21 protein-coding genes are annotated in these 23,557 nt (G+C 61.1%); 10 read left to right on the top strand and 11 right to left on the bottom strand.

Annotation, left to right across the window (positions count from 1 at the left end):
- The first annotated feature begins 420 nt into the window (after nucleotides 1–420).
- A complete protein-coding gene (gene betT, locus KI235_RS01475; protein WP_167331293.1) occupies nucleotides 421–2,382 on the top strand; it encodes a choline transporter BetT in 1,962 nt (653 codons plus the stop codon).
- 115 nt (nucleotides 2,383–2,497) lie between these two features.
- Here betT and KI235_RS01480 read toward each other — a convergent pair whose 3' ends face one another.
- Nucleotides 2,498–3,238 (bottom strand): SDR family oxidoreductase, encoded by a 741-nt coding sequence (locus KI235_RS01480; protein WP_003196671.1) that lies wholly within the window; start codon nucleotides 3,236–3,238, stop codon nucleotides 2,498–2,500.
- A 116-nt stretch (nucleotides 3,239–3,354) separates the two neighbouring features.
- On the opposite strand from KI235_RS01480, the gene KI235_RS01485 reads away from it, so the two are divergent.
- Nucleotides 3,355–4,245 (top strand): LysR family transcriptional regulator, encoded by an 891-nt coding sequence (locus KI235_RS01485; RefSeq protein ID WP_003196673.1) that lies wholly within the window; start codon nucleotides 3,355–3,357, stop codon nucleotides 4,243–4,245.
- Nucleotides 4,246–4,450: 205 nt separating this feature from the next.
- Complete coding sequence (gene mgrA / locus KI235_RS01490; RefSeq protein WP_003196675.1) at nucleotides 4,451–5,488, top strand: L-glyceraldehyde 3-phosphate reductase; 1,038 nt, start codon at nucleotides 4,451–4,453, stop codon at nucleotides 5,486–5,488.
- A gap of 93 nt (nucleotides 5,489–5,581) precedes the next feature.
- On the opposite strand, the gene tauD is transcribed toward mgrA, so the two are convergent.
- The 7 genes from tauD to KI235_RS01525 all read right to left on the bottom strand — a co-directional run bounded on the left by tauD (nucleotide 5,582) and on the right by KI235_RS01525 (nucleotide 13,974).
- On the bottom strand, nucleotides 5,582–6,424 hold the full coding sequence (tauD, locus tag KI235_RS01495) for a taurine dioxygenase (RefSeq protein ID WP_013692040.1): 843 nt from the start codon (nucleotides 6,422–6,424) through the stop codon (nucleotides 5,582–5,584).
- Between the two features lie 49 nt (nucleotides 6,425–6,473).
- Nucleotides 6,474–7,313, bottom strand: coding sequence for a taurine ABC transporter permease TauC (gene tauC / locus KI235_RS01500; RefSeq protein ID WP_003196679.1), 840 nt, complete (start codon nucleotides 7,311–7,313; stop codon nucleotides 6,474–6,476).
- Nucleotides 7,310–8,104, bottom strand: coding sequence for a taurine ABC transporter ATP-binding subunit (gene tauB, locus KI235_RS01505; protein ID WP_003196681.1), 795 nt, complete (start codon nucleotides 8,102–8,104; stop codon nucleotides 7,310–7,312). The genes tauC and tauB overlap by 4 nt, the downstream gene beginning before the upstream one ends.
- A 21-nt stretch (nucleotides 8,105–8,125) precedes the next feature.
- Nucleotides 8,126–9,103 (bottom strand): taurine ABC transporter substrate-binding protein, encoded by a 978-nt coding sequence (gene tauA / locus KI235_RS01510; RefSeq protein WP_003196684.1) that lies wholly within the window; start codon nucleotides 9,101–9,103, stop codon nucleotides 8,126–8,128.
- A gap of 309 nt (nucleotides 9,104–9,412) precedes the next feature.
- Nucleotides 9,413–10,996 (bottom strand): glutamate--cysteine ligase, encoded by a 1,584-nt coding sequence (gene gshA / locus KI235_RS01515; protein WP_027911794.1) that lies wholly within the window; start codon nucleotides 10,994–10,996, stop codon nucleotides 9,413–9,415.
- A 270-nt stretch (nucleotides 10,997–11,266) separates the two neighbouring features.
- Entirely contained in the window at nucleotides 11,267–11,650 is a 384-nt protein-coding gene (locus KI235_RS01520) for a PaaI family thioesterase (protein ID WP_003196688.1), read from the bottom strand.
- Nucleotides 11,650–13,974 (bottom strand): Tex family protein, encoded by a 2,325-nt coding sequence (locus KI235_RS01525; protein WP_003196689.1) that lies wholly within the window; start codon nucleotides 13,972–13,974, stop codon nucleotides 11,650–11,652. The genes KI235_RS01520 and KI235_RS01525 overlap by 1 nt, the downstream gene beginning before the upstream one ends.
- 357 nt (nucleotides 13,975–14,331) lie before the next feature.
- Between KI235_RS01525 and ompR the strand changes: the two genes are divergently transcribed.
- Nucleotides 14,332–15,072 (top strand): two-component system response regulator OmpR, encoded by a 741-nt coding sequence (ompR, locus tag KI235_RS01530; protein ID WP_003196691.1) that lies wholly within the window; start codon nucleotides 14,332–14,334, stop codon nucleotides 15,070–15,072.
- 114 nt (nucleotides 15,073–15,186) lie between these two features.
- Nucleotides 15,187–16,500 carry an ATP-binding protein gene (locus KI235_RS01535; RefSeq protein WP_003196694.1) on the top strand — a complete coding sequence of 438 codons (1,314 nt, stop codon included), beginning with the start codon at nucleotides 15,187–15,189 and terminating at the stop codon, nucleotides 16,498–16,500.
- An 83-nt stretch (nucleotides 16,501–16,583) separates the two neighbouring features.
- On the opposite strand, the gene rimK is transcribed toward KI235_RS01535, so the two are convergent.
- Nucleotides 16,584–17,489 carry a 30S ribosomal protein S6--L-glutamate ligase gene (rimK, locus tag KI235_RS01540; RefSeq protein WP_003196697.1) on the bottom strand — a complete coding sequence of 302 codons (906 nt, stop codon included), beginning with the start codon at nucleotides 17,487–17,489 and terminating at the stop codon, nucleotides 16,584–16,586.
- A complete protein-coding gene (locus KI235_RS01545) occupies nucleotides 17,486–17,950 on the bottom strand; it encodes an ATP-dependent zinc protease (protein ID WP_170845936.1) in 465 nt (154 codons plus the stop codon). The genes rimK and KI235_RS01545 overlap by 4 nt, the downstream gene beginning before the upstream one ends.
- 255 nt (nucleotides 17,951–18,205) lie before the next feature.
- On the opposite strand from KI235_RS01545, the gene KI235_RS01550 reads away from it, so the two are divergent.
- From KI235_RS01550 to KI235_RS01560, 3 genes are all read left to right on the top strand, one after another.
- The gene (locus KI235_RS01550; RefSeq protein ID WP_003196700.1) at nucleotides 18,206–18,610 is read left to right on the top strand and encodes a S4 domain-containing protein; all 405 of its coding nucleotides are present in this window, start codon (nucleotides 18,206–18,208) and stop codon (nucleotides 18,608–18,610) included.
- A 181-nt stretch (nucleotides 18,611–18,791) separates the two neighbouring features.
- Nucleotides 18,792–19,694 (top strand): Hsp33 family molecular chaperone HslO, encoded by a 903-nt coding sequence (gene hslO, locus KI235_RS01555; protein WP_003196701.1) that lies wholly within the window; start codon nucleotides 18,792–18,794, stop codon nucleotides 19,692–19,694.
- A 178-nt stretch (nucleotides 19,695–19,872) separates the two neighbouring features.
- The gene (locus KI235_RS01560) at nucleotides 19,873–21,417 is read left to right on the top strand and encodes a phosphoenolpyruvate carboxykinase (RefSeq protein ID WP_212795451.1); all 1,545 of its coding nucleotides are present in this window, start codon (nucleotides 19,873–19,875) and stop codon (nucleotides 21,415–21,417) included.
- Between the two features lie 77 nt (nucleotides 21,418–21,494).
- Here KI235_RS01560 and KI235_RS01565 read toward each other — a convergent pair whose 3' ends face one another.
- Nucleotides 21,495–21,848 (bottom strand): DUF1493 family protein, encoded by a 354-nt coding sequence (locus KI235_RS01565; RefSeq protein ID WP_013692043.1) that lies wholly within the window; start codon nucleotides 21,846–21,848, stop codon nucleotides 21,495–21,497.
- Between the two features lie 189 nt (nucleotides 21,849–22,037).
- On the opposite strand from KI235_RS01565, the gene KI235_RS01570 reads away from it, so the two are divergent.
- Together KI235_RS01570 and KI235_RS01575 are read left to right on the top strand one after the other, a co-directional pair.
- The gene (locus tag KI235_RS01570; RefSeq protein WP_212795452.1) at nucleotides 22,038–23,237 is read left to right on the top strand and encodes a colicin E3/pyocin S6 family cytotoxin; all 1,200 of its coding nucleotides are present in this window, start codon (nucleotides 22,038–22,040) and stop codon (nucleotides 23,235–23,237) included.
- A complete protein-coding gene (locus tag KI235_RS01575; protein ID WP_003196709.1) occupies nucleotides 23,234–23,461 on the top strand; it encodes a hypothetical protein in 228 nt (75 codons plus the stop codon). The genes KI235_RS01570 and KI235_RS01575 overlap by 4 nt, the downstream gene beginning before the upstream one ends.
- Nucleotides 23,462–23,557 lie beyond the last annotated feature (96 nt).

Here is a 23,557-nt window from a genome sequence, read left to right on the forward strand (position 1 = left end):
TACTGGTTGTAGGCGATGTCTGGACTATAGGCACGCGGATATTCATGGGCAACCGGCATGTGGGAACGAGCTTGCTCGCGATGGCGGCCTGACATTCAACATCTTCATTGACTGCTACAGCGCTATCGCAAGCAAGCTCGCTCCCACAGGGGCTTGGCGCCAGTGAACGAATGCTCTACTGGCAACGTCATACCCTCTCGTAGGCTAGTGTAGGAAGCGTGCCGTCGAGCCCTGCGATTAGTCCTTAGCTAGCTATTTATGTTTAACTTGAACGTTCATTCAAGTTAAACCGTCGGTTTGCTGCCCGCTCACAACAGGAGGCTTGCCTTTGCCGAGTCCGTTTTCGACCACCCCGATTCTTTTTCCCGAGGTGCTTGTTTCATGAGTGCCTCGTCCCTTCCACCCAGCGGCCTGGTCCGCATGAACCCGCCGGTCTTTTACTTCGCCGCGACCTTTATCCTGCTGTTCGGCCTGGTGGTGATTGCCATGCCCGCGCAGGCCGGTGCCTGGTTGCTGGCCGCGCAGAACTGGGCGGCCAATACGGTAGGCTGGTACTACATGCTGGCGATGACGCTGTATCTGGTCTTCGTGGTGGTCACCGCCTTGTCCGGCTACGGCAAGATCAAGCTCGGTGCCGACCACGACGAGCCCGAATTCAGTTATCTGTCCTGGGCCGGCATGCTGTTCGCCGCCGGCATCAGCATCACGCTGTTTTTCTTCTGCGTGTCCGAGCCGCTGACTCACATGGTCCAGCCGCCCCAGGGCGAGGCCGGTACCGCCGAAGCTGCGCGCCAGGCCATGCAGATCCTGTTCTTGCACTGGGGGCTGCACGGTTGGGGCGTTTTCGCATTCGTCGGCATGGCCCTGGCGTACTTCGCCTACCGGCACAATTTGCCCCTGGCCCTGCGTTCGGCGTTGTACCCGCTGATCGGCAAGCGCATCAACGGCCCCATCGGCTACGCCGTGGACGGCTTCGGTATTATCGCCACGGTGTTCGGCCTCGGCGCCGACATGGGCTTTGGTGTGCTGCACCTCAATTCCGGGCTCGACTACCTGTTCGGCATCGCCCACACCCAGTGGATTCAGGTTGGCCTGATCGTGCTGATGATGGGCGCGGCGATCATTGTCGCGGTGGCCGGTGTCGACAAGGGCGTGCGGGTCATGTCCGACATCAACATGCTCCTGGCCTGCGCGTTGTTGCTGTTCGTGCTGTTCGCCGGACCCACCCAGCATTTGCTCAACACCTTGATCCAGAACATCGGCGATTACCTCGGCGCTCTGCCGATGAAGAGCTTCGACCTGTACGCCTACAACGAACCTAGCGACTGGCTGGGCGGCTGGACGGTGTTCTACTGGGCCTGGTGGATCGCGTGGTCGCCGTTCGTGGGGCTGTTCATCGCACGGATTTCCCGTGGCCGCACCATCCGCGAATTCGTGTTTGGCGTGCTGCTGATTCCCCTGGGTTTCACCCTGGCGTGGATGTCGATCTTCGGCAACAGCGCCATCGACCAAGTGCTGAACCACGGCATGAGTGCCCTGGGCATGTCCGCCTTGGAAAACCCATCGATGAGCCTTTACCTGCTGCTGGAAACCTACCCCTGGAGCAAGACCGTCATCGCGGTCACCGTGTTCATCAGTTTCGTGTTCTTCGTCACCTCCGCCGACTCAGGCACCGTGGTGCTGTCGACGTTGTCGGCCAAGGGCGGCAACCCCGACGAGGACGGGCCGAAATGGCTGCGGGTGTTCTGGGGCGCGATGACCGCCCTGGTGACTAGCGCGTTGCTGTTCTCCGGCAGCATCGATGCCTTGAAGTCAGCGGTGGTGCTGACGTCCTTGCCGTTCTCGTTGATTCTGCTGCTGATGATGTGGGGCCTGCACAAGGCGTTCTACCTGGAGTCGCAGAAGCAGATCGCGCAATTGCACTCCCTGGCGCCGGTGTCGGGTTCACGTCGGGGCACGGGCGGCTGGCGCCAGCGCTTGAGCCAGGCGGTGCATTTTCCGTCCCGTGATGAGGTGTACCGTTTCCTCGACACCACAGTGCGCCCGGCCATTGAAGAAGTGACCGCGGTGTTCGTCGAGAAGGGCCTGACAGTGGTGGCCCAGCCCGATCCGGCCAATGACAACGTCAGCCTGGAGATCGGTCACGGTGAGCAGCATCCGTTCATCTACCAGGTGCAGATGCGCGGCTACTTCACGCCGTCCTTCGCCCGCGGCGGCATGGGCTCCAAGGAACTCAACAACCGTCGTTACTACCGTGCCGAGGTGCACCTGAGCGAAGGCAGCCAGGATTACGACCTGGTGGGCTACACCAAGGAGCAAGTCATCAACGACATCCTCGACCAGTACGAGCGGCACCTGCAGTTCCTGCATTTGGTGCGCTGACTCATCTGCACCGACCTCATCGCGAGCAAGCTCGCTCCCACAAGGGAATCACTTGACCCCTGTGGGAGCGAGCTTGCTCGCGATGGCGGTTTAGCTGGCGATGCAGGAAAAAGCCTCAGACTAGTCCGCCATTGGCTCGCAGGATCTGCCCGTTCACCCAGCCAGCGGCCGGGCTCACCAGGAACGCGATGATGCTGGCAATGTCTTGCGGCTGGCCGAGGCGTTCCAGGGGCGGCATCTTGGCGTAGTGCTGCACCTGTTCCTCACTTTTGCCGTGCATGAACAGTTCGGTGGCGACTGGGCCGGGGGCCACGGCATTGACCGTGATCTGCCGACCGCGCAGTTCCTTGGCGAACACCTGGGTCAGGGATTCCACTGCGGCCTTGCTGGCGATGTACACCGAGTAGCCCGGCAGGTTCAGGCCCACGGTGCTGCTGGAAAAGTTCACGATCCGGCCACCGTCATTCAAACGGGTCGCGGCTTCGCGCAGGGTATTGAAGGTGCCACGGGTGTTGATGGCGAACGTCTGGTCGAACAACTCGTCGCTGTGCTGCGCCAGGGGCATCACCTGGAGGATGCCGGCGTTGTTGATCAATACATCGACCTTGCCCAGTTGCGCTTCGGTTTCATCGAACATCCTGCGGACATCGGCGGCAGAGGACACGTCTGCCTTCACCGCTATGGCTTGGTGGCCGGCCTGGCGCAGTTGCACCACCAACTTGGACGCCTCACTGGCGCTGTTGGCGTAGTTGATGACGACGGCGAAACCTTCGCTGGCCAGTTGCTTGGCGATTTCGGCCCCGATGCCGCGGGAAGCACCGGTGATGATGGCAACTTTGGACGTTTGAGTCGGCATGCTTGAGTCCTCTTGAAGTGGGTGAGGCCAGGTTCACATGTTTACTCTCGGCGATAAATGCCCGAAAGTTGCCTTGACTGTTCAACAATCACTAACAATAAAGGCACCGGATTCACATGGATCAAGTCAAAGCGATGAAGGTGTTCGTGCGCATCTATGAGCGAAGCAGTTTCACCCTGGCCGCTGAAGACTTGAACATGCCACGGGCCACGCTGACCCATACCCTCAATCAATTCGAAGCCTGGCTGGGCGTTCGTTTGTTGGAGCGCAGTACCCGCAAGGTGCGCCCGACCCTCGATGGCGAAGCCTATTACCCACGCTGCGTGCAATTGCTGGCGGAACTTGAAGAAGCCGAACTGGCGTTTCGCGGCGTGGCGCCCAAAGGCAAGTTGAGGGTGGACTTGCACGGCACCCAGGCACGGTATTTCGTGATTCCGGCGTTGCCACAATTCATGGCCCGCTATCCCGAAATAGAACTGTTCATCAGCGAGGCCGATCGTTTCGTCGATCTGATCGCCGAAGGCGTCGATTGCGTGCTGCGCTCCGGTGAGTTGGCGGACTCATCATTGATCGGCCGGCGTGTCGCCAATCTTCGGCAGATCACCTGCGCCAGCCCCGGTTACTTGCGCCAGTACGGCGAGCCGAAGTGCCTCGATGACTTGAAACATCACAAGGCGGTGAATTACGTCTCGCGGACCACCGCCAAACTGTATCCGTTTGAGTTCATGGTCGATGGCGAGCTCAAGGAGGTCCCGATCGGGGGCTCGCTGTCGGTGTCCGGCGCCGAAATCTATGCCGCCTCGGCCATCGCCGGCCTGGGCCTGATCCAATGCCCGCATTACCGGATGGAAGAGCCGATCCGGCAGGGCCTGATGCAGGAAGTCCTCACCGCCACCCCACCACCGTCCATGCCGGTGTCGGTGCTCTATCCGCACAACCGACTCATGTCGCCGCGGGTTCGTGTATTCGTGGATTGGGTGGCGGAGGTGTTTGCGCAGGCGCGTTAGTGTGGTCTCCGACTTCCTGGCACTGCAAACCCTGTGGGAGCGGGCTTGCTCGCGAATGCGTCGGCAAATTCAGAATTTGTGCTGACTGACACACCGCTTTCGCGAGCAAGCCCGCTCCCACACCTGATATGCGAACTTTCAGCCTGACCGATGCGTCTGTGAAGTGTTAGCTTCTGCCACCAGCGTCCGAACAGAGAGCCTTTCGATGACCTACACCGCTGCGCAAAACCGCTACGAGTCCATTCCCTACCGCCGCGTCGGTCGCAGCGGGCTGGTGCTGCCGGCGCTGTCGCTGGGGTTGTGGCACAACTTTGGCGACAGTACGCCCATCGATACCCAGCGCGCCTTGCTGCGTACGGCGTTTGACCTGGGCATCAACCACTTCGACCTGGCAAACAACTACGGCCCGCCCTACGGCAGCGCCGAGATCAATTTCGGCCGGTTGCTGCGCGAAGATTTCAAGCAGTACCGCGATGAGTTGATCATCTCCAGCAAGGCCGGTTGGGACATGTGGCCGGGCCCATACGGCCAGGGTGGTGGCTCGCGCAAATACGTGCTCGCCAGCCTCGACCAGAGCCTGCAACGCCTGGGGCTGGACTATGTGGATATCTTCTATTCCCACCGCTTCGACCCCGACACCCCACTGGAAGAAACCGCCAGCGCACTGGCCACTGCCGTTCAGCAGGGCAAGGCGTTGTACATCGGCATTTCCTCGTATTCCGGGGTGAAGACCCGGGAAATGGCGGCGCTGCTCAAAGAGTGGAAAGTCCCGCTGCTGATTCACCAGCCGGCCTACAACCTGCTCAACCGCTGGGTGGAGAAAGACCTGCTGGACGCCACCGACGAACTGGGTACCGGTGTGATCGCTTTCACGCCACTGGCCCAGGGCTTGTTGACCGACAAGTACCTCAAGGGTATTCCGGCCGATGCGCGGGTGAACCGTCCGGGCGGCGGCTCGTTGCAGGCTTCGCATCTGTCGGAGGAAAACATCGCCCATGTACGCGCCCTCAATGAGATCGCCCAGCGGCGCGGCCAGAGCCTGGCGCAAATGGCCCTGGCCTGGACCCTGCGCGATCCCCGCGTGACCAGCGCGCTGATCGGCGCCAGCCGGCCGGAGCAGATCATCGAGAACGTCGGGGCGTTGAAGAACCTGAGCTTCAGTGCTGAAGAACTGGCGCAGATCGATCGGTTTGCCCTGGAGGGCGGGATCAATCTTTGGGAGAAGCCCTCGTCGGCTGAGTAACGAATCGGCTGATCTGCAATGATCAGCTGAATACACAATCTTGTGGCGAGGGGATAAATCCCCTCGCCACAAGAGCAATTCAGACTCGGTGCCTCACCTGAAAAACGGCACATCCCCCAACACCGTCGCCCGGTGCATCACCCGGCGGGCGGGGCGGTAGTCATCCACGGCAAAGTGCTGGGTGACGCGGTTGTCCCAGAACGCCACATCGTTGACCTGCCAGCGCCAGCGCAGGGTGAACTCCGGGCGGGTGGCGTGGGCGAAGAGCAGTTTCAGGATCACCTCGCTTTCGGTTTCCGACAGCTCGTTGATCCGTGTCGTGAAGCCTTCATTGACGAACAGCGACCGTCGCCCGCTCACCGGATGAGTGCGGATCACCGGATGGGACAGCGGTGGGTTTTTCCGCCGTGCCTCTTCCCAGCGCGCCAGGTCTTCGGTGGTGTTGCCAAACCGTTCCAATGGAAAGGACCGGATGAAATCGTGGGTCGCTGTCAGGCCTTCCAGCAAGCGTTTCAAAGGGGCTGACAGAGCTTCGTAGGCCGCGATGCCGCTGGCCCACAACGTGTCGCCGCCAAACGCCGGCAGTAGCTTGGCGCTGAGCACCGCGCCCATGGCCGGCGTCGGGAGAAAGGTCACGTCGGTGTGCCACACGGCGTTGTCGCGAACATCGGTGACGGCGGTGTCGAGCACCAGTACTTCCGGCTGTTCCGGTATGTTGGGGTAGATCGGGTGAATGTGCAGGTCGCCAAAATGCGCGGCGAAACGCGCTTGTTGCTCCGGTTCGATTGGCTGGTCGCGAAAGAACAACACCTGATGTTCAAGCAAAGCCTGCTCGATGGCCTCGCGATGTTCCGGGCTCAGCGGCTGGCTGATATCGATCCCACTGATCTGCGCGCCGAGGGCTGTGCTCAAGGGAGTAATGGTCGGGCGGTTCATCGTCGAGTTCTCGGATTGGGCGCCGAATGGTCGGCGTAGTCATTGGGTATCAATGGGCCTGGCCGTGCCACGGCACCAGTTTGCGTTGCAGGGCGCGCAGGCCCATTTCCATGGCGAAGGCGATCAGTGCGATCACCAGGATCCCCAGTACCACCACGTCGGTGACCAGGAACTGCGCCGCTGACTGCACCATGAACCCCAGGCCGCTGGTGGCGGCGATCAGCTCGGCGGCCACCAGCGTCGACCAACCCACGCCCAGGCCAATGCGAATGCCGGTGAGGATGTCCGGCAAGGCACTGGGCACGATCACGTGGCGAATCAACTGGGCCCGCGTGGCGCCCAACGATTGCGCAGCGCGTAGCTTGGCCCGGTCGACAGTGCGCACACCGGTGGCGGTGGCGATGGCAATCGGGGCGAAAATCGCCAGGTAGATCAGCAGCACTTTCGACAACTCGCCGATGCCGCACCAGATCACGATCAACGGCAGGTACGCCAGCGGCGGAATCGGCCGGTAGAACTCGATCAACGGGTCGAGCACGCCGCGAGCGATGCGGTTGGCGCCAATGGCGATGCCCACCGGCACCGCCGTCAGCACCGCGAACAGCAGGCCCAGGCCGATGCGTTCAAGGCTGGCGGCCAGGTGCTGCCAGAGGGTCGAGTCCATGTAGCCGCTGGTTGCCAGCAGCCAACCTTTTTGCAGCACTGCAGACGGCGAGGGCAGGAACAGCGGTTCGATCAGGCCGCTCGCGGTGACGGCCCACCAGACCGCCAGCAGGGCGATCAGGGTCAAGCCGCTGATCCAGCGTGTACTCAGGCTGGGCCTTGAGTCGTTGGTCGCGCGCCTGCTCGTAGTTTCACTGACGACGGCTGGAATTTCGTAGCTGCTCATGCGCGCTCCTGTGGTCGAGTGGCGCTGCGTTGGGCGAACACCTTGGCGAGCACATGCTCGCGGGTTTCGATAAAGCGCGGGTCGGATTTGATCGACCGCGCCGATTCCCCGGCCCCGTAGCGTTGGCCGAAATCCAGGCTCAGGCGCTCGACGATCTGCCCCGGGTTAGGTGCCAACAGAATCAAGTCGGTGGCGAGGAACACGGCTTCTTCAATGTCATGGGTGATCAGGAACACCGGCTTGGCGGTGCGCTGCCAGACCTGCAGCAACAGTTCCTGCATCTGCTCGCGGGTGAAGGCGTCCAGCGCACCGAAAGGTTCGTCCATCAACAGCACGCGTGGGTCGGCCGCCAGCGCCCGGGCCAGGCCGACGCGTTGCTTCTGGCCGCCGGAAAGCTGCCAGACACGACGTTGCTCGAAACCGGCCAGGTCAACCAGGGCAAGCATTTCCCGGGCCCGGGCTTCGCGCTTTTGCTTGCCGACCCCAGCCAGTTCCAGGCCGAACCCAACGTTTGCCAGCACGTCCTGCCAAGGCAGCAGTGCATCGTCCTGGAACACCACGCCGCGCTCGGCGCTCGGACCCTTGACCGGCGTGCCGTCAAGGGTGATCTGCCCGGCGCTGGGCTCGACGAACCCGGCAATCAGGTTCAACAGCGATGTCTTGCCACTGCCGGACGGGCCGAGGGCAACCAGCAATTGCTGGGGCCCCAGGGTCAGGGAAATATCCGCCAGCACCGGTTCCGCCGCGCCGGGGTACTGTGCGCTGATGCGCTCCAGCTGTAGCAAGGCCATCGCGTGTCTCCCTTTTCCTGCTCAACGAGTGATGTATTTGGCGCTGACGTAAGGCGCGTAGTCCGGCAGCACGGCTTCGACCTTGCCTTGCTCCTTGAGGAACGCTGCGGTGTCGGTGATGGCTTGGGTGGTCGGTGCGCCGAGGCTCACGACCTGATCGGCCGCGAGGGGAAAGACATTGCCTTGCAGCAACAGCGGGATATCGCTGGCCTTGGCGCCGGAGAGCTTCACCAGTTTGTCGACGTTGGACGTATCGGCCAGCCAGGCTTGTGGGTCCTTGCGGTACTGGGCGTAGGCATCCAGGGTCACTTTGGCGAAGGCGGTGACAATTTCAGGATGCTTCTGGGCGAAGTCCTTGCGCACTATCCAGGCGTCGAAGGTCGGGGCGCCGAACTTGGCCAGTTCCGCGGAGGTGATCAGGACCTTGCCGTTTTCCTTGGCCACGCCCAGGGCCGGGTCCCAGACGTAGGTGGCGTCGATGTCGCCGCGCTTCCAGGCGGCAATGATGGCCGGTGGCGCCAGGTTGAGTACGGTGACTTTCGACGGGTCGATATTCCAGTGCTTCAACGCGGCGAGCAGGCTGTAGTGCCCGGTGGACACGAATGGCACGGCGATTTTCTTGCCGATCAGGTCTTGCGGGGAGTTGATGCCCGAACCGTCACGAACCACCAAGGCTTCGGCGGCGCCGATCTGGGTGGCGATGAGGAAGGTTTCCACCGGGACCTTGCGGGTGATGGCCGCGGTCAACGGGCTGGAACCGAGGTAGCCGATCTGCACGTCGCCCGAGGCGATGGCGGTGATGACATCGGCGCCGTTGTCGAACTTGCGCCAGTCGATCTTGGCCTGGGTGGCTTTTTCGTAGGCACCATCGGCCTGGGCGACTTTGGCCGGGTCGACGGTGGTCTGGTAAGCGACGGTCAGGTCGGCCGCCTGGGCAAAAAGACTCGTTGCAGCCAGGGAAGCGGCCGCGAGAAGGCGAAGGGGGAAACTCAAAGACATGGGAAAGCTCCTCAACAGGCCGCCGGATGTTCGGCGTTGGAGGAGACTAAATGATCTAAGAATTGGAAAATAAATAACTTTTTCGAATGAGCTTATTTTCGAAAAAATCTATTGAGAACGGCTTGAAACTTTTGTGGCGAGGGAGCTTGCTCCCGCTGGGCCTGTAGGTGCTGTCGAGCGAGGCGAGGCTGCGATCTTTCCCCAGACGCTTGAGTCCCAAGCGAAAGATCAAAAGATCGTCCGAACGCGGCCCGAGCCTTCGGCAGCTCCTACAGTGCAGTCCAGCGAAGCGTCCTCGTCAAAGAGGGATCAGTTACTGATCGCCAGGATGCTCGCCTGATACGAACCCACGAACACGTCGAAATCCCCCACCTCGTTCTGCTCCAGCTCAGTTTGCTGAACCAGGGATTCTCGGGCGGTTTCCTCGAATGCAGTCTGTTCCTGGGCGGGCAAAGGCTCGGCGCGGAAGAACTCGGCGTGGGCCTTGCTTTGGCGCAGGGAGAACTGGGCAAAGCTTTCCTGATGTTCGGCCATGGCGGCCAGCACCTGGGCGGAGGGCGTCAGGGACGGGTCGCGGACTTTCGCCAATTGCGCGTCCAGCGCCTGGCGGTGGGCATCGCCACCTTGACTCTGGTCGAGCAGCGAGGCCAACGGTGCGATTTTTTCCAGCAATTCGACGGCCCAGGCCTGCATGTCCACCGATTGACCCTGGCGCTGCAATTGCAGGCCAGGCTTGCGGCCTTCCTTGACCACGGTCAGGAAGTTGCTGGTGGCGTTGCCGCATTCGTTGTTTTCCAGCTGCGGGCTGTCATTGAGACCGCAATACAGCAGGAACGCATCGAGGAACCGCGACTCGGTGAGGTCGATACCCATCGGCAGGAACGGGTTGATGTCCAGGCAACGCACTTCGACGTACTGGATACCCCGGGCCATCAAGGCCTGGATCGGGCGCTCGCCGGTGTAGGTCACGCGTTTGGGGCGGATGTTGGAGTAGTACTCGTTTTCGATCTGCAGGATGTTGGTGTTGAGCTGCACCCACTCGCCGTTCTGGTGAGTGCCGACCTCGACGTACGGCGCATAAGGCGTCGCCACCGCTTTGCGCAGGCTGTCGGTGTAGCTGGCCAGGTCGTTGTAGCAAGGCGTGAGGCCGGCCTGGGCGTTGCTCTGGTAACCCAGGTCGCTCATGCGCAGGCTGGTGGCGTAGGGTAGGTACAGGGTGTCCGGGTCCAGTTGTTCCAACTGGTGCGGGCGACCGCGCAGGAAACCGGCGTCCAGGGCCGGCGAGGCACCGAACAGGTACATCAGCAACCAGCTGTAGCGGCGGAAATTGCGGATCAGCGCGATGTAGGCCGACGACTGGAAATCACGGTCGCTGGCCTCGACGCCTTCGGCCTGCCGGAGCAGGGGCCAGAGCTTTTCCGGCAGGGAAAAGTTGTAGTGGATCCCGGCAATGCATTGCATGGTCTTGCCGTAGCGCAGGGCCAGCCCCTTGCGATAGACGTACTTGAGCCGACCGATGTTCGAGGTGCCGTAATACGCGATCGGGATGTCCTCTTCCGCCGGCAGTGGGCACGGCATCGAAGGGCTCCACAGGTACTCGTCACCCAGTTTGCTGTAGGCAAACCGGTGGATCTTGTCGAGGCTGCGCAGGGTATCGGCCGGGTTGGCCAGGGCCGGCGTGATGAACTCCAGCAGCGACTCGGAATAGTCGGTAGTGATCTGTTCGTTGGTCAACGCCGAACCCAGGGCCTTGGGATGCGGGGTCTGCGCCAAGTGCCCATCGCCGGTGACGCGCAGGCATTCACGCTCGATGCCGTGCAGGCACTGTTCGAGCAGGGAGAGGTTGGCGCGCTCGCCGAGCAGGGCCAGGCGGCGGTTTAAAAGGTCGCTCAAGTTGAATTCCTTCACGCGTCAGTCGCCCCAATATGGGGGTGGGCAAGACGGTCTACAAGGGTGAAGTTAAAACTGGCGTTTTCGCCTGGTTTTCATGCTGCCAAAGACAATCATCACACCCCCTGTGGGAGCGAGCCTGCTCGCGATAGCGGTCTGTCAGTCAACTTTTATATTGACTGGTCCACCGCTATCGCGAGCAGGCTCGCTCCCACAAGGGGTTTCGGCGCGGCATTCATGGCGTCGAAATTAACTCAAATCGATGACAGGGAGCTATAGGACAGCGAACGTGCCTTGCGCTTTTGCGACCAGTTTGTCGCCTTGCATCACCTCGGCCTCGACCACCAGCGTGCGCCGACCGGGGTGGATGACCCGAGCGGTGCACAACACGTCGCCGTCGGACACTGCGCGAATGTAGTTGATCTTGCATTCGATGGTCGCGCTCTGCTGGTCAAAGCCATGGACACTGGAGCAGGCCAGTCCCATGGCGATGTCCACCAGGCTGAACAGCGCGCCGCCGTGCAGCTTGCCGCCGCGATTGCGCAGCGGCGGCTCAAGGCTCAGGGCGACTTGCGCCACCCCGTCCCCAAGGCTGTGCAGACGGCAGCCGAGCAGCTTGAAAAACGCGCTCTCCACCAACTCGGCTGGCACGTCCATCAGCGTTTCTTCAACTGCTTGGCGTTGGCGAACAACGAGGCCATGGCGTTGTTCGCCGGGGCCGCGGTGGCGGTTTCCTTGCGTGGCGCGGTGTTTTGCGACTGGCGTGGCGTCGAGCCGGGACGCGCACCACGGGCACCGTCGACTTTCTCGCCCGGTGTGTCGCTCATGCGCATCGACAGGCCGACGCGTTTGCGCGGGATGTCGACTTCCATGACCTTCACTTTCACCACATCACCGGCTTTCACCGCTTCGCGCGGGTCCTTGATGAACTTCTCGGACAAGGCCGAGATATGCACCAGACCGTCCTGGTGCACGCCGATGTCGACGAAGGCACCGAAGTTGGTGACGTTGGTCACCACGCCTTCGAGGATCATGCCCGGCTGCAGGTCCTTTAGGTCTTCGACGCCGTCCTGGAACTCGGCGGTCTTGAACTCGGGGCGCGGGTCGCGGCCCGGTTTCTCCAGTTCCTGGAGGATGTCGGTGACGGTGGGCAGGCCGAAGGTTTCGTCGGTGAATTTCTTCGGATCCAGGCGCTTGAGGAACCCGGCGTCACCGATCAGCGAACGGATGTCGCGGTCGGTCTGGGCGGCGATGCGTTGCACCAGCGGGTAGGCTTCAGGGTGGACGGCGGAGGAGTCCAGCGGGTTATCGCCGTTCATCACCCGCAGGAAGCCGGCGGCCTGTTCGAAGGTCTTTTCACCCAGGCGCGGGACTTTCTTCAACGCGGCGCGGGTCTTGAACGCGCCGTGTTCGTCACGGTGGGTGACGATGTTCTGCGCCAGGGTGGCGTTCAGGCCGGAGATACGTGCCAACAGCGCCACCGAAGCGGTGTTCACGTCAACGCCCACGGCGTTCACGCAATCCTCCACCACCGCGTCCAGGCCGCGCGCCAGTTTCAACTGGGAAACATCGTGCTGGTACTGGCCGACACCGATGGATTTCGGGTCGATCTTCACCAGTTCCGCCAGTGGATCCTGCAGGCGACGGGCGATGGACACCGCGCCTCGGATCGACACGTCCAGGTCCGGGAATTCCTTGGAGGCCAGTTCCGACGCCGAGTAAACCGAAGCGCCTGCCTCGGAAACCATGACCTTGGTCATCTTCATGGCTGGGTATTTCTTGATCAGCTCGGCAGCCAGCTTGTCGGTCTCGCGGCTGGCGGTGCCGTTGCCGATGGCGATCAGGTCCACCGAATGCTTGGCGCACAGGGCGGCGAGCACGGCGAGGGTCTGGTCCCACTTGTTGTGCGGCACGTGCGGGTAGACCGTGGCGTGGTCCAGCAGCTTGCCGGTGGAATCCACCACGGCCACCTTGCAACCGGTGCGCAGGCCCGGGTCCAGGCCCAGGGTGGCGCGTGGGCCGGCCGGTGCGGCCAGCAGCAGGTCATGCAGGTTGTGGGCGAATACGTTGATTGCCTCGGTCTCGGCGTTATCGCGCAACTCGCCCAGCAGGTCGGTTTCCAGGTGGGTGTAGAGCTTGACCTTCCAGGTCCAGCGCACCACCTCGGCCAGCCATTTGTCGGCGGCGCGATTCTGGTTCTGGATGCCGAACTGCTGGCCGATCATGCCTTCGCATGGGTGCATGGTGCCGGGCAATTCTTCACCGACTTTCAGTGCGGAGCTGAGGATGCCTTCGTTGCGACCACGGAAAATCGCCAGGGCGCGGTGGGACGGCATGCTCTTGAGCGGTTCGTCGTGTTCGAAGTAGTCGCGGAACTTCGCGCCTTCCTCTTCCTTGCCGGCGATCACCCGGGCGCTGAGGGTAGCTTCCTGCTTGAGATAGCTACGCAGTTTTTCCAGCAGGTTGGCGTCTTCGGCGAAACGCTCCATGAGGATGTACTTGGCGCCTTCCAGCGCCGCTTTTACATCCGCCACGCCTTTTTCGGCATCGACGAAGCGCGCGGCTTCGGCTTCCGGGGCCAGGGTCGGATCGTTGAACAGGCCGTCGGCCAGCTCGCCGAGGCCGGCTTCCAGGGCGATCTGGCCCTTGGTGCGGCGCTTTTGCTTGTAGGGCAGGTACAAGTCTTCGAGGCGGGTCTTGGTGTCGGCCAGCTTGATGTCGCGCTCAAGTTGCGGGGTCAGCTTGCCCTGCTCCTGGATGCTGGCCAGGATGCTGATGCGCCGTTCGTCGAGTTCTCGCAGGTAGCGCAGGCGTTCTTCCAGATGCCGCAATTGGGTGTCATCGAGGCTGCCGGTCACTTCTTTCCGGTAACGGGCGATGAAAGGCACCGTGGAGCCTTCATCGAGTAGCGCGACGGCCGCTTCGACCTGTTGTGGGCGTACACCGAGTTCCTCGGCGATGCGGCTGTTGATGCTGTCCATAAAACCACCTGACAAATTGTGAAATCAGGCTCGCCGCCGCAGAAGCAGGGCTCGGCGAGACTGGTTGAGCGGCCTGGCATGCGCCGCTGCCTGGGTCAAAAGGCTGCCTGTTGACCCGCGAAATTCAAAAAGTGCTGCCTGGCCAAGGGGAAAAAAATGGCACGCCGGGTCACGATCCGGCATTCCCTGGCACAAAAGGCCGCGCATTATAACCAGCGTTCCGTCCTGAGGGGGGGACATGGTCTGTAGGCTTGATACCCGGATTTGTGGTGATGGAGGAAAAATCTGCTAACAATGCACACGGTGCGTATAACGGCAGCTAGGCCATAATGCGCGCCGAGATCAAAGGAGCTTCCTATGAGCAGCACTGCACAAACTGCTGAAGGCGAAAAAATTCTTATTGTTGACGACGATCCGGGGCTGAGCAGCTTGCTGGAACGCTTTTTCGTCAGCAAGGGCTACCGCGCCCGCACCGTACCGAACACCGAGCAAATGGATCGACTGCTGGCCCGTGAAGTTTTCAACCTGGTGGTGCTCGACCTGATGCTGCCTGGTGAAGACGGCCTGACAGCCTGCCGCCGCCTGCGTGGCGCCAACAACCAGATCCCGATCATCATGCTCACCGCCAAGGGCGACGAGCTGAGCCGTATCAAGGGCCTGGAACTGGGCGCCGACGATTACCTGGCCAAGCCGTTCAACCCCGACGAACTGATGGCCCGCGTCAAGGCGGTGCTGCGTCGTCAGTCGGCGCCGGTACCTGGCGCGCCGGGTAGCGAAGATGAAAGCGTGACATTCGGCGACTATGAGCTGTCCCTGGCCACTCGCGAGCTCAAGCGCGGTGATGAGGTCCATATGCTCACCACCGGCGAGTTCGCGGTGCTCAAGGCCCTGGTGATGAACGCCCGCCAGCCGCTGACCCGGGACAAACTGATGAACCTGGCCCGTGGCCGTGAATGGGATGCGCTGGAGCGCTCCATCGACGTGCAGATTTCCCGTCTGCGCCGGATGATCGAACCCGATCCTTCCAAGCCGCGGTATATCCAGACCGTCTGGGGCGTGGGTTACGTGTTCGTGCCGGATGGCGCCGCCAGCAAGTGATCGGCGATTTGTAGGAGCGGGTGGCCTGGCCGGTTGAAATGTCTTCTTCCAGGCGACTCGCGGTCTGTCATTGTGCGAGCATCGCTCGCTCCTGCAAGTGTGTAGCGGTTATTCATGAAAACCCCCGTTTGGTTCCCCCAGAGTTTCTTCTCCCGCACCCTCTGGCTGGTGCTGATCGTCGTGCTCTTCTCCAAGGCACTGACGCTGGTGTACCTGCTGATGAACGAAGACGTTCTCGTGGATCGGCAGTACAGTCACGGCGTTGCCTTGACGCTGCGGGCCTATTGGGCGGCGGACGAAACCAACCGAGCGAAAATTGCCGAGGCGGCGACGCTGATCCGCGTTGTCGGTGCCGGCGTGCCGGAGGGCGAGCAGCACTGGCCCTACAGCGAGATCTATCAACGCCAGATGCAGGCCGAACTGGGTGCCGATACCGAGGTGCGATTACGCATGCACTCGCCGCCGGCGCTGTGGGTACGAGCCCCGAGCCTGGGGGATGGCTGGCTGAAAGTGCCGTTGTACCCGCATCCGCTGCGCGGCCAGAAAATCTGGAACGTGCTCGGCTGGTTCCTGGCCATCGGCCTGCTGTCGACGGCGTCGGCGTGGATCTTCGTCAGCCAGCTCAACCAACCGTTGAAACGCCTGGTCTACGCCGCCCGCCAACTGGGCCAGGGGCGCAGCGTGCGGCTGCCCATCAGCGATACACCCAGCGAGATGACCGAGGTCTACCGTGCCTTCAATCAGATGGCCGAGGATGTCGAACAGGCCGGGCGCGAGCGTGAGTTGATGCTCGCTGGTGTCTCCCATGACCTGCGCACGCCGCTGACCCGGCTGCGGTTGTCGCTGGAGTTGATGGGCGAGCACACCGATCTGACCGACGAGATGGTCCGCGACATCGAGGACATGGACGCGATTCTCGACCAGTTCCTGGCGTTCATTCGCGACGGTCGTGACGAGTCTGTGGAAGAGGTGGACCTAAGTGAATTGGTGCGGGAGGTGGCCGCGCCCTATAACCAGAACGATGAGAAAGTGCACCTGCGCCTGGAGCCGATCCAGCCGTTCCCGTTGCGCCGGGTGTCGATGAAGCGTTTGCTGAACAACCTGATTGGCAATGCACTGAACCATGCTGGCACCGGCGTCGAAGTCGCGGCCTATGTCTCCGGTGACACCAGCGCGCCTTACGTGGTGCTGAGCGTCATGGACCGTGGCGCCGGCATCGATCCTTCTGAGCTGGAAGCCATTTTCAACCCCTTCACTCGCGGTGATCGCGCCCGGGGCGGGAAGGGCACGGGGCTGGGCCTGGCCATCGTCAAGCGCATCGCTTCGATGCACGGCGGCAACGTCGAACTGCGAAATCGTGTCGGTGGCGGGCTGGAAGCTCGGGTGCGCTTGCCGTTGGGCTTGATGCTGCCTCGGGATGCGGTGTAGCGATCTCCCTCAAGCAAGACAGAGAACCTGTGGGAACAAGCTCAGCTCCCACAAAGGCTCACTTCCACAGGGTTTGTGTTGAGTCAGCCCTTGCCCTTGGTCCGGGTCATGTTCGGCCCGCCATTCTTTTCCAAATGCTCGATGATGATCCCGGCCACGTTCTTGCTCGTGGTGGTTTCGATCCCTTCCAGGCCTGGCGAGGAGTTGACTTCCATCACCAGCGGTCCGTGGTTGGAGCGCAGGATGTCCACGCCCGCCACGGCCAGGCCCATGACTTTCGCGGCCCGCAGGGCGGTCATGCGTTCTTCCGGGGTGATCTTTATCAGGCTGGCACTGCCGCCGCGATGCAGGTTGGAGCGGAACTCTCCGGGCTTGGCCTGGCGTTTCATCGAGGCAATCACCTTGTCGCCGACCACGAAGCAGCGAATGTCCGCGCCACCGGCTTCCTTGATGTACTCCTGGACCATGATGTTCTGCTTAAGGCCCATGAACGCCTCGATCACCGATTCCGCCGCCGTCGCGGTTTCACACAGGACCACGCCGATGCCCTGGGTGCCTTCCAGCACCTTGATCACCAGCGGTGCGCCGTTGACCATCGCAATCAGGTCGGGAATGTCGTCGGGGGAGTGGGCAAAACCGGTTACCGGCAGGCCGATCCCGCGCCGTGACAGCAACTGCAGCGAGCGCAGCTTGTCCCGGGAGCGGGCGATGGCCACCGACTCGTTGAGGGGAAACACCCCCATCATTTCGAACTGACGCAACACGGCGCAGCCATAGAACGTCACCGATGCGCCGATACGCGGGATCACCGCATCGAACCCTTCCAGCGGCTTGCCACGGTAATGGATCTGCGGCTTGTGGCTGGCGATGTTCATGTAGGCGCGCAGGGTATCGATCACCACCATTTCATGGCCTCGTTCGGTCCCGGCTTCAACCAGACGACGAGTGGAATACAGACGCGGATTACGCGACAGCACAGCGATCTTCATGCAACACCTGTGGCAGAGGTAGTGGACACCGGGAATGCCGGCTTGTCTTGAACGTATTTGATACCCGGATTGACCACCAGTTGGCCGTCGATCAAGGCTTTGGAGCCCAGTAACAGGCGGTATCGCATGGACTTGCGGCAAGCAAGGGTGAACTCGACCCGCCAGATCCGATCACCCAGTGCCAACGTGGTGCTGATCACGTAGCGGACCTGGGCGTGGCCGTTGGAGCTTTTTATTGTCTTGCGGGCCACCAGCGGGGCTTCGCAGCGGCGATGGCGCAATTGCACGACCGTACCGAGGTGCGCAGTGAAGCGCACCCACTTTTCGCCATCGCGCTCGAATGGCTCGATGTCGGTGGCATGCAGGCTGGAGGTGCTGGCGCCGGTGTCGATTTTTGCCCGCAGGCCCACGACTCCCAGATCCGGGAGCGCCACCCACTCGCGCAGACCGACAACGGTCAAATGGTCAAAAGTCTTCAATAAAAAAACCTGCGATCAGTACATCGGATCGTGGACTCCGCGAATCGCGGTATTCACGCAGAATAATCACAAAATGGCGACAGTTATCTACGCGCTTGTTTGTGCTTGTAACCGATTTCGAGCCAAGCCATGCATGTGGAGGCGATTTGACGGGCATTCTATCCGTCGGGCACGGATTCGTGCGCCCGACAAAAACGGTAGTACAGTTCCGGCTATTGGCAGAAAAGAGGAATGGCAGTGGCACAAAAAAAGGAAGAGGACGACAAGGTCCGTCTCGATAAATGGTTGTGGGCGGCGCGATTCTACAAGACGCGGGCGCTGGCCAAGACCGCCATCGAAAGCGGCAAGGTTCATCACCGCGGAGAACGTTGCAAGCCGGGCAAAGAGCCACGCGTTGGCGATGAATTTGTCATCCGCACCGGCTTCGATGAAAAGACCGTGGTGGTCGAAGCCTTGTCGATCGTGCGTCGCGGCGCGCCTGAAGCCCAGGCGCTGTATCGCGAAACCGAAGCCAGCATCGCCAAGCGCGAAACCGCCGCCGCGCAACGCAAGGCCGGCGCCCTGGGGGTCAGCACCGACGGCAAGCCGAGCAAGAAGCAGCGCCGGGACCTGTTCAAGTTTCATGGCAGCAATAGCGAATAAAGCGCCGGTCATTTCACCCGTGGCGAGGGAGCAAGCTCCCTCGCCACAATGTGTCAGCCTACACATTCAGATGAGGTGTCAGCACCTTCCCGTCAGGCAAGCCTAAGCCTTGCTTGGAACCCACCCTGAATGCCCATAAAATGCCTGCCATCATTTGTCATCACCTCAGATACCAGACCCTATGACTGATTTACCGGATACCGACTACACCCAACGTTTCATCTTCGATGACAGCGACGCCCGTGGCGAACTGGTGGCGTTGGAGCGTAGCTACGCCGAAGTCCTCGCCAAGCACGCCTATCCGGAGCCGGTCGCACAACTGCTCGGCGAGCTGATGGCGGCTGCGGCGTTGTTGGTGGGCACCTTGAAGTTCGATGGCTTGCTGATTCTCCAGGCGCGCTCCGAAGGTCCGGTGCCGCTGCTGATGATCGAGTGCTCCAGCGAACGTGAGATCCGTGGCCTGGCCCGTTATCACGCCGAGCAGATCGCGCCCGACGCGACCCTGGCTGACATGATGCCCGACGGCGTGCTGGCCCTGACGGTCGACCCTACCCATGGCAAGCGCTACCAGGGCATCGTCGATCTCGACGGCGCGACCCTGGCTGAATGCTTCACCAACTACTTCGTCATGTCCCAGCAGACCAATACCCGCTTCTGGCTCTACGCCGACGGGCGGCGTGCCCGCGGTTTGCTGCTTCAACAACTGCCTGCCGATCGCCTTCGCGACGCGGAAGAACGTGATGCCAGCTGGCAGCACATCAACGCTCTGGCCAGCACCTTGAGCGCCGATGAGCTGTTGAGCCTGGACAACGAAACCGTGCTGCATCGCCTCTATCACGAGGAGCAGGTACGCTTGTTCGATGGACAGCCGTTGCGCTTCCAGTGCAGTTGCTCTCGTGAACGTTCTGCCAATGCGCTGGTCAGTCTGGGTCTGGAAGATGCGCAGCAACTGGTGATCGAGCATGGCGGTGCCATCGAGATCGATTGCCAGTTTTGCAACGAGCGCTACCTGTTCGACGCGGCGGACATCGCGCAATTGTTCGCCGGTGCGGGTGTCGACACACCGTCAGATACTCGTCACTAAAACGATTCAGCGCAGGTAAATCTCCTGGCAAACGCCGGATTTACGCCGTACTGACGGGAGGGCCCTACTCTTTTTGGGGTTTTCTGGCATAATCCGGCCCACTTTTTTCGGGTAGTAGTGCGCGACTTCCTACTACAAAACGTTTGGAGCACTCGGCCACGGGCCGACGGGGAATCTCATGACGCAAGCCAATAACGCCGTGTACACCGATCTGAGTGTCGATGATCTGGTCAAAGAAGCCCTGAATCGCGGTGAAGGCGAGCTTGCCGATACTGGCGCGCTGGTTGTTCGTACCGGTCATCGTACCGGTCGCTCGCCAGTCGACCGTTTCATCGTGGAAGAGCCAACCACCCAGGACGCCATCGCCTGGGGCCCGATCAACCGCAAGTTCCCGGCCGACAAGTTCGATGCCCTGTGGAACCGCGTCGAAGCCTACCTGGGCGAGCGCGAGCGTTTCGTATCCCACGTGCATGTAGGCTCCGATCCTGCGCACTACCTGCCAGTCAAGATGACCACCGAGACCGCGTGGCACAACCTGTTTGGCCGTTGCCTGTTCATCAACCCCGAGCAATACAACGCCGGCGGCAAGGATGAATGGCAGATCATCAACGCGCCGAACTTCGTCTGCGAGCCTGAGCGCGACGGCACCAACTCCGACGGCACCGTGATCATCAACTTCGCGGCCAAGAAAGTGCTGATCGCCGGTATGCGCTACGCCGGTGAAATGAAGAAAGCCCTGTTCTCCGTGCAGAACTTCCTGCTGCCGGCCGTTGACGTGCTGCCGATGCACTGCGCCGCGAACATGGGCGAAGAGGGCGATGTGACCCTGTTCTTCGGTCTGTCGGGCACTGGCAAGACCACCCTGTCCGCTGACGAGAGCCGTTATCTGATCGGTGACGACGAGCACGGCTGGGGCGTGGGTGTGGTCTTCAACATCGAAGGCGGCTGCTACGCCAAGTGCATCGACCTGTCCGAGAAGAACGAGCCAGTTATCTGGAAAGCCATCCAGCACGGCGCCGTACTGGAAAACGTCGTCCTGGACCCGGTCACCAAGAAAGCCGACTACGCCGACGACAGCCTGACCCAGAACAGCCGCGCCGCCTACCCGCGTGAGCTGATCGAAAAACACGCACCGAAAAACCTCGGTGGCGAGCCAAACGCTGTGATCTTCCTGACCTGCGACCTGACCGGTGTACTGCCGCCTGTGTCGATCCTCAGCGAAGAACAAGCCGCCTACCACTTCCTGTCCGGCTACACCGCACTGGTGGGCTCGACTGAAATGGGTTCGGGCAGCGGCATCAAGTCGACCTTCTCCACCTGCTTCGGTGCCCCGTTCTTCCCGCGTCCGGCTGGTGAATACGCTGAGCTGCTGATCAAGCGCATCCGCGGTTTCGGCTCCAAGGTCTACCTGGTCAACACCGGCTGGACCGGCGGCGGTTACGGCGTCGGCAAGCGTTTCAACATCCCGACCACCCGTGCGGTGATCGCAGCGATCCAGAGCGGCGCGCTGATCGGTGCTGAAACCGAACACCTGGACATCATCAACCTGGACGTGCCGCTGGCTGTTCCAGGCGTCGAGACTGGCCTGTTGAACCCACGCAACACCTGGGTCGACAAAGCTGCCTACGACGAAGCGGCCAAGGCATTGGCCGGTCTGTTCACCGAGAACTTCAAGAAGTTCGACGTGAGCGACGCGATCAAGGCGGCGGGTCCGCAGTTGTAAGGCTTGGTTAGCGAATGAAAAAACCGCCCTTCATGGGCGGTTTTTTTATGGGCGACTATTTGAGGCGCCCCGATCAACTAGGCCTCTTCCACTTCCCGCGTATCCCATCGTTGCGCCTTGATCGCCTTATAGAGCATGCCGATGGTCAGTGGCGTCTTGTTCCCACGGCCCTTGGCCCTGCGCTTTTGAAACACATCAAATCCTTCAGGCTGAAAATAGCGGTAGGCGTCGTAGTCGATGAGCTCGATGGCGAACCGTTCTTCCAAGGCCTCCATCAGATGCCGGGCATCCGCGCCATCACAACCCAGGTCGAGATTGATCGCGGTGTCCAGGCGGATCGTCTTGCGTTCAGGCAGGCCGATCTCTTCGTGCAGCAGTTCCATGAGCTGGCGCATGGTGTGATCGTCGGGGAAGTCTGGGGCGAGGTACATGGCGAGGTTTCCGGGAGGTTGGCGTGCGTCCGTCTGGGGGGAAAGTTTAGGGTGAAATCGTTGCTCGTTGGAAAAGAAGAAAGATCTCACAGCAGTCTCGGAACCGTCTGCTGAGTATTTCCCTGGCCGCTCGGTAAGGTTCGCCACGCCCTTTCAATGGGGGTAACGGCGACCGAGCAGGGATGAAGCATGACGAAAGGAAAGACCGGTGTTCCGCAGGTCTGGGAGCATTACGGTGGCGATCGGGGCTACAGGATCCTGCGGGCCATGATCCCCAGCGAACTGGCAAAAAGAGATGCCGATCAACACACCTATGAGGCCATGCTCGCCAGGCAGACGGCGTACATGAGCGAGCGTCTGGCCCAGGTCCGCGAAGCATCACCTTCCGATGTGAAGGGCTGCGTATTTGCAAAGTCCTGCAAGCTGCCTGATTCAGTCATCGACTACCACAACCCGACCGGGTACATCCCGACTGAAGCCCTGAGGGAGTACGGCCAATTTACCTTGTTGGGCGGGCGTCAAGCTGACGAGTCAGGGCGCATTCAGCTTAAGAGTATCAGTGGGTCGTTACCGGCAAGCTTCGGCACGTTTGCCTTGGGTAGGACGATGCCGGTCTCCCTTGGTGCTGCTGCCGCGGTCAGCGCTCCTGTGGCGGCGGGTGTGCTGATCGGCCTGGTCGGATTGCTGATGCCCACGAACCTGGGTGACGGCTCGTTGTACACCGAAGAGCAACTGCGCTCCCTGGAGCAGGCTCGCACCCGGGTTCGGTTGCATGTCGAAACCCAGGTCGATGGAACACTCAAGGGATACGGCTACAACACCCAGACGCGACGTGACTGGGAAATGATTCCCGTGGTCACGTTCCAGGCTCGCGGCGAGCAGCAGGTGGCGGACTTTGGCGATGGGGTCGAATTGATCTGGACGCCGGCAGTCGATCCATCCGCCACGCTGGGCATCCCGACGCTGGAGGCCGCGCCACAGGCTCCGCACATATGGATTTTTCCGCCAACGCCTGCGGCGGACAGCATCATCGTCAACCCGATTTATCCGCCGCAGTACAAGGATTTCATTCTTGTGTTTCCGGCGGATTCTGGGGTTTCGCCGTTGTATATCGTGCTCAGCATTTCTGATCACAAATATCACCCGACCCCGAAAGGTGTAATTCCTGCTTTTCCTGATCTTGTTCGCGGTCGGTCAAAAACTCCCGTACAAGGAGGTGGAGGATTACGTCCACGTTGGCACGACCGGAAAGGCAATATTTATGAATGGGACCGGCAGCATAGCGCCCTTGAAAAGTACAACCCGCGTGGAAACCATTTGGGTGAGTTCAATCACATCACGGGCGAACAGACCAAAAAAGCGGATAAGACAAGGAAGGTAGAGCCATGAGTTTTGGGGTGTTGGGTTTTTATCCTGGTAAGGATGAGCTGGTATTTGAGCAGAGCATCAGCTTGTCGGTGGAGGACTTGAAGCCCGTGATGCAATGGGCAGGTAGTAATGATCATATTGGTGCGGACTTCAGGCTTTCAGCAAAGCAAGTGCTTGAAATCGAGCGGTTGGCATCATTGGTTCTTCCTCAAGGACTGGATCTTTATTTAACGTCTTATGACTGAACACCAAGCTCAAACTGTCAGCTATCAAACGTCTCCGCGCGTGCGTTGACTCCCGAGTCGATCAGCGTCACGGCCATTCAGGCTGTATCATCCCGT

Source organism: Pseudomonas sp. St386, assembly GCF_018325865.1.
GTDB lineage: Bacteria > Pseudomonadota > Gammaproteobacteria > Pseudomonadales > Pseudomonadaceae > Aquipseudomonas > Aquipseudomonas brassicacearum.

Coding starts and splice junctions, on each gene's coding strand:
- KI235_RS01480 (WP_003196671.1), bottom strand. CDS start 3,238: ATGCCGACTCAAACGTCCAAAGTTGCCATCATCACCGGTGCTTCCCGC.
- betT (WP_167331293.1), top strand. CDS start 421: ATGAACCCGCCGGTCTTTTACTTCGCCGCGACCTTTATCCTGCTGTTC.
- hslO (WP_003196701.1), top strand. CDS start 18,792: ATGACTGATTTACCGGATACCGACTACACCCAACGTTTCATCTTCGAT.
- KI235_RS01570 (WP_212795452.1), top strand. CDS start 22,038: ATGACGAAAGGAAAGACCGGTGTTCCGCAGGTCTGGGAGCATTACGGT.
- rimK (WP_003196697.1), bottom strand. CDS start 17,489: ATGAAGATCGCTGTGCTGTCGCGTAATCCGCGTCTGTATTCCACTCGT.
- tauB (WP_003196681.1), bottom strand. CDS start 8,104: ATGGCCTTGCTACAGCTGGAGCGCATCAGCGCACAGTACCCCGGCGCG.
- KI235_RS01485 (WP_003196673.1), top strand. CDS start 3,355: ATGGATCAAGTCAAAGCGATGAAGGTGTTCGTGCGCATCTATGAGCGA.
- KI235_RS01565 (WP_013692043.1), bottom strand. CDS start 21,848: ATGTACCTCGCCCCAGACTTCCCCGACGATCACACCATGCGCCAGCTC.
- ompR (WP_003196691.1), top strand. CDS start 14,332: ATGAGCAGCACTGCACAAACTGCTGAAGGCGAAAAAATTCTTATTGTT.
- tauA (WP_003196684.1), bottom strand. CDS start 9,103: ATGTCTTTGAGTTTCCCCCTTCGCCTTCTCGCGGCCGCTTCCCTGGCT.
- tauD (WP_013692040.1), bottom strand. CDS start 6,424: ATGAACCGCCCGACCATTACTCCCTTGAGCACAGCCCTCGGCGCGCAG.
- KI235_RS01525 (WP_003196689.1), bottom strand. CDS start 13,974: ATGGACAGCATCAACAGCCGCATCGCCGAGGAACTCGGTGTACGCCCA.
- KI235_RS01535 (WP_003196694.1), top strand. CDS start 15,187: ATGAAAACCCCCGTTTGGTTCCCCCAGAGTTTCTTCTCCCGCACCCTC.
- mgrA (WP_003196675.1), top strand. CDS start 4,451: ATGACCTACACCGCTGCGCAAAACCGCTACGAGTCCATTCCCTACCGC.
- KI235_RS01520 (WP_003196688.1), bottom strand. CDS start 11,650: ATGGACGTGCCAGCCGAGTTGGTGGAGAGCGCGTTTTTCAAGCTGCTC.
- KI235_RS01560 (WP_212795451.1), top strand. CDS start 19,873: ATGACGCAAGCCAATAACGCCGTGTACACCGATCTGAGTGTCGATGAT.
- tauC (WP_003196679.1), bottom strand. CDS start 7,313: ATGAGCAGCTACGAAATTCCAGCCGTCGTCAGTGAAACTACGAGCAGG.
- KI235_RS01575 (WP_003196709.1), top strand. CDS start 23,234: ATGAGTTTTGGGGTGTTGGGTTTTTATCCTGGTAAGGATGAGCTGGTA.